The sequence below is a fragment of the Oculatella sp. LEGE 06141 genome (assembly GCF_015207605.1).
Taxonomy (GTDB): domain Bacteria; phylum Cyanobacteriota; class Cyanobacteriia; order Elainellales; family Elainellaceae; genus Oculatella.
In genome coordinates this window covers 1-5,240 of the sequence record NZ_JADEWO010000122.1, presented here as the reverse complement: position 1 = coordinate 5,240, position 5,240 = coordinate 1, and the positions used below count along the sequence as shown (strand labels likewise).

Here is a 5,240-nt window from a genome sequence, read left to right as displayed (position 1 = left end):
CGGTTGCTTGGCAAATCGGACATTGGCATTGATGCACTGGTTGTTCAGACACGGCTCTGGTAATTCTATGCTCAAAGTTAAGCAATATTTTACCTAGAAAGTGTGAAGTTATTTCTTAACGACCCCTAACTGATCAATCGTGTTGGATTGCTGCTGCAAGGCTTTTCTCAACCAGGGAGGCGGATTGCCGTTCAACGTCATGACGAGTTTGTTGAGAACCTCATCAATTTCGTCATTCTCCGTCTTGGCTTTAATCGGAGTCACTTTCTTGCGGATTAGGCGGGCGGCTGCACTTCCTCCGATCGCAGATACGTAAACGATTGTGCAATCGGCCAGGGCTTCAATTTTCGGAACCAGCTTATCTTCGTTGCCGTCTTCCTTTAAATCGCCCGAAAATTCAATGGTTTCTACAAACTGATATCCGTCTGGTGTGACATCGTAAACGGCTAGTTTTTTGGCCCAACCAAAGTGAGCATTGATGTGAATTAAATCATTGGTGGCGAAGGCAATTTTCATGATGGTTCTCCTTTTCCATGTCTAGGAACAAATTGCCAATTTCAAACAAAAGCTGCATGGTGCCGTGATAGCCAATGGTGCAGCGTTGCCCGTTACCCAATCGATCGAACACCGGAAATCCCAAACGGTAGAGGGGAATGTTGAGGCGCTCAGCGATCGCAGCCCCATTGGAATTGGTGATGATTAGATCAGAGCCGACTGCCCGTTGCTCAAAGTCATCTAGATCACCAATGACCACCGTTTCAACCGGAAGGTGTTTGAGTAAGGGAGATTTGGTCGTTGTCACAGCCGCGTGAATTTCGGCTCCCATCAAATTTAGCCACCAGGCAATGGCATAGAGTAAATCAGGCTCTAGTGCCAGAGACACCCGCTTACGACCCACGTAAAAATGGGTGTCGAGCATGGCATCTTGAAGCTGGCGACGCTGACGACGATAGGTTTCGGGCACCTCCACCCCGCTAATATCCGTCAAAGCCTGCAGGAACTGATCAACGGCATCCAATCCTGTGAGTTGGGGAAACACTTCGTAGGGGATACCAAATCGCCGTTCCAGCACATCTGCCGCTTCTCGCATACTTTCACCGATGGCGAAGGTATAGGCCGATCGCCCAACCTCACGCAGTTCTGTGACGGTGGTTCCCCCACCAGTAACGGCGCTGTAGGAATCGTCTAAGTGACCATCCAGGGAAGCAGACAGATCGGGAACGACGATCGGCGTTAATCCAAAGGCGGCAATCATCTCTTTTAGTGCTTGCACATCTCCGGGTGTCAGTGCAGAACCCGCCAGCACGGTGACTTGCTCCGGTTTGGCTTCATCAAGCTGGGGCAGTTCTTTCATCAGGCTTTCAACAGCCGCCGCAAAGCCATCCTGCAAGGCACCCTTGAAATCAGCCGTGGAAACCAGCACGATGGGCAGATGATCGAGCTGGGGTTGGCGCTTGCGAAAGTCTCTTAAAATGCCCTCCATGTCATCTCCACGGGTTTCGGTTAACCCAGTGGTACAGAGTCCAATGATTTCTGGCTTGAATTTCTCCACAACGGTAAGAATGGCCTGTTCAATGTTCTCGTCACCGCCCAGGATGGTGCTAACCTCTGTCATGGCTGTTGTGGAGAGGGGAACGGCTTCCCGGAAGTGACGCACCAGCATCACTTTGGCAAAGGCAGTACACCCCTGAGAGCCATGAAACAGCGGCATCATGCCTTTGAGTCCCAGGAATGCGAGCGCTGCACCCAGCGGTTGACTTTGCTTTAGAGGATTAACAGCGATCGCCTTCTTCGATGTAATCACTTGAGTCGGCCCACTCTCCCACTCCCTCACACTTCTCTCCCATTCTCCTTGCTCCCAGGGAGCCACCTGCCGCACCTGCTGCCAAATTGGGCTATACAGAGCTTCCTCTAGCTCTCTCGCCATTTCCACCAAGCCAACATACCCTGCATAGGAATGATGCCGTTCCTGGTTGATATCGAGAAACGGAATCCGGGCTTTCAGCGCGGTGTATTGGTTACGTCCGCCTGCAATCAGCATATCGGCCTGGGTTTGAGCAATCACTCGCAGCAATTCTTGAGCATTGCCCTTTTCTAGCATGATGCCGTCTTGACCCAATAGCTCTTTGATGCGAGCTTTGTCTTCCTCCGTACTTTTCTTGGTACTGGTGGCTACCACCTGCATTCCCAGATCTTTGGCCGCCGAGACAATTGACCAACTCTTCACACCTCCGGTGTAAAGGACAACTCGTTTACCTTGAAGGCGATCGCGGTAAGGCGCTAAGGTGCGATCGAGTTGAGCCGTTTCGTCTACAATTAAGCGTTCCACCCGTTCCTGCAAGTCTGGATCACCGAGCGTCAACGCTACATTCCGCAAGCAACGGTTCATATCCTCTACACCATAGAAAGACTCTTCAATGTAAGGAATGCCGTAGCGTTCTTCCATCTTGCGTGCCATGTTGATCAACGCCTTTGAACAAATCATGACGTTGAGCTTGGCACGATGGGCACAGGCAATTTCGTGATAACGAGCATCGCCTGTAATTTTCGCCAGCACGCGAATGCCCAATTTCTCAAACAGCGGCAGTACGTTCCACAACTCGCCTGCAATATTGTATTCTCCAATCAGATTGATGTCATAGGGAGTGGTGTACTCTGGTTCCGCTGTACCCACCACATACTCCAACAATGCTTCGCCACCGACTCGATTGCCCAAGTTTTTGCTGCCAATGAAACCGGGAGAATTCACAGGAATCACTGGAGTTCCTGTCTTTTCAACCGCCTTCTGACAAACCGCATCCAGATCATCGCCAATCAGTGCTGTGACACAGGTGGAGTAAACAAAGATAGCCGCCGGATTATAGCGCTGTTGCACCTCCAGGATGGACTTATACAGCCGCTTCTCACCACCAAAAATTACATCATTCTCATTTAGGTCAGTGGTGAAGCCCATTTTGTACAGCGTCGAGCCGGAGGAAAGGCTGCCCCGGCTGCCCCAAGAGTTGCCGGAACAGGCGATCGGGCCATGCACCAGGTGAGCGGCATCCGTAATGGGGACTAGCGCAATCATTGCTCCGTCAAAGGCGCAACCCCCCTGAGCTGCACCGGGCTGTGCCTGTTGGGTACAGGCTTTATTTTTCTTGTCCCCATGCTTGTGCTGGTTGTGTTCGCAGCCGGGTTCAGTCAGCAGTTCTTTGATCTTGCCTTGGGTCATTCTCATGGCTCAAGTCCTGGGTGAAGGGTGGATGAGAGTGTGGGGTGATGCAGTGGCTAACAAATGTATTTTTCGATATCCTCACCGCAAACATCAGTCAGGTAGGTAAGGGCACGAAAGCGTAAACGGATCAAGTCGTCATAAAGAGGATTGATTTTGCACAGTGCAGGGATATGGTGAATCCGTCCGAATAGGGTAATGTCTCTCTCAAAAGCGCACTGGCAGGGAATAAGTCGGCAGACCAGATGGGCAAACTTAGAATGGCGAAATTTGATCCGATCAAGCCCTTGGCGAAGGGGCGCGAAGATATCAATTTTCCGTTGTCTGTTTGGCCTCAAGGAGTGGGAGTGATCGTGAATGAGAGTAGCCATGAGAATCGTCCTAAAAGAGGAAGACGGTTGTAGAGACGTTGCCTGCACAACATCCCTACAATGAACGTCAACGGATCAGGTCGTAGGAGATATCGGTTTTTGCCGGAATGATAGTATTGCGATCGAGTTCATCCAGCAAGGTGTTCACGATCCAGTTGAGCAGGTTGATCGTGCCCTGATATCCATAGGTGGCGTAGCGGTGCAAATGATGGCGATCGAAGATAGGATAGCCAATCCGCACGAATGGAGTCTTAGTATCACGCCAGAGATACTTACCGTAGGAATTGCCAATCAACAAGTCTACGGGTTCGGTAAACAGGAGCGATCGTAGATGCCACAGGTCTTTGTCGCCCCAGATGGTTGCGCCTGCGCCAAAGGGGCTGGAATCCAGGAGCGATCGCAGTTCAGCTTCAAACTCAGGGTTGCTGTTGGTGACAACGATGTGAACGGGTTCTGCCCCAATTTCCAACAGGAATTGCACCAATCCAATCACCAAATCAGGGTCACCATACAGAGCCATGCGCTTGCCGTGCAGCCATGCCTGGGAGTCTGTTAGCGCATCAACCGCCCGACCCCGTTCGTCTTCCAGTTCTTTAGGAATTGGAAGACCAGTCAGGGCCGAGAGCTTGATGAGAAACTCATCAGTACCGCGAATGCCAACCGGACGCACCACTGAAGTGGGCTGTTTCCAATCTTTTTCAATGTATTCGCGCGTTTTGGTGGTGGAGTATGCCTGGAAGGCGATCGTAGCTTCGGCATTGATCGAGTCAGCCGCTGCTGCCAATGGTGTGCCACCCGGATACATGTTGTACTCGCCCGTATTGGGTGAATCCAGATAGTCCGAGTTATCTGCCAGTAGGGTGTAATCCACGCCCACCAGGGATGCAATCCGCTTAATTTCCCGCAAGTTGCCAATGTAGGTTTCAAAGCCGGGAATGAAGTTGATCTTGCCGTTGGTGGTTTCTGCTTTCTGGTCTTTGGTCAGGTTGGTCAGAATGCCCTTCATCATGTTGTCGTAGCCCGTGATGTGGGAGCCGACAAAGCTAGGGGTGTGAGCATAGGGTACGGGGAATTCTTGTGGTACTGACCCGGCACTCTTGGCATTGTTGATGAAGGCTTGCAGGTCATCCCCAATCACTTCCGCCATGCAGGTGGTACAGACGGCAATCATTTGGGGCTTATAGAGGCTGTAGCTGTTTGCTAAGCCGTCAATTAAGTTGTTCTGTCCACCGAATACGGCTGCGTCTTCTGTCATGGAAGACGAGACTGCCGAGAAGGGTTCTTTAAAGTGACGGGTAAAGTGCGATCGGAAATAAGCAACACAGCCTTGAGACCCGTGGACAAAGGGCAGGGTGCCTTCAAATCCAACCGCTGCAAGAATTGCCCCTAACGGCTGGCAGGCTTTGGCAGGGTTAACGGTGAGGGCTTCACGGGAGAAGTTCTTCTCGCGATACTCCCAAGTTTTAGTCCATTCAGCGATGCGAGCAACCTCTTCCGGGCTATGTCCACCTTCAAATTCCTTCTTCGCTGCAAATAGTTCCTGGTACTCGTCCTGGTGAAATAATTCAGCGTGATCTTTGATGTTGTTGATGTCGTTTTGAGCCATGATGGGTGTTCTCCTGTGATGAGGGATGGTGAGTGGGTGGGTGAGTGGG

General features: G+C 51.3%; 4 protein-coding genes. All 4 read right to left on the bottom strand.

The features are described 5' to 3' along the window. Positions 1 to 108 precede the first annotated feature (108 nt). Complete coding sequence (gene nifX / locus IQ268_RS31695) at positions 109 to 516, bottom strand: nitrogen fixation protein NifX (protein ID WP_193887423.1); 408 nt, start codon at positions 514 to 516, stop codon at positions 109 to 111. Further along, a complete protein-coding gene (locus IQ268_RS31690; RefSeq protein ID WP_193887421.1) occupies positions 491 to 3,220 on the bottom strand; it encodes a bifunctional nitrogenase iron-molybdenum cofactor biosynthesis protein NifEN in 2,730 nt (909 codons plus the stop codon). The genes nifX and IQ268_RS31690 overlap by 26 nt, the downstream gene beginning before the upstream one ends. A gap of 50 nt (positions 3,221 to 3,270) precedes the next feature. Continuing rightward, complete coding sequence (locus IQ268_RS31685; protein WP_193887419.1) at positions 3,271 to 3,585, bottom strand: Mo-dependent nitrogenase C-terminal domain-containing protein; 315 nt, start codon at positions 3,583 to 3,585, stop codon at positions 3,271 to 3,273. 67 nt (positions 3,586 to 3,652) lie between these two features. Continuing rightward, positions 3,653 to 5,191, bottom strand: a complete 1,539-nt coding sequence (gene nifK / locus IQ268_RS31680) for a nitrogenase molybdenum-iron protein subunit beta (protein WP_193887417.1) — start codon at positions 5,189 to 5,191, stop codon at positions 3,653 to 3,655. Between the last annotated feature and the right edge of the window lie 49 nt (positions 5,192 to 5,240).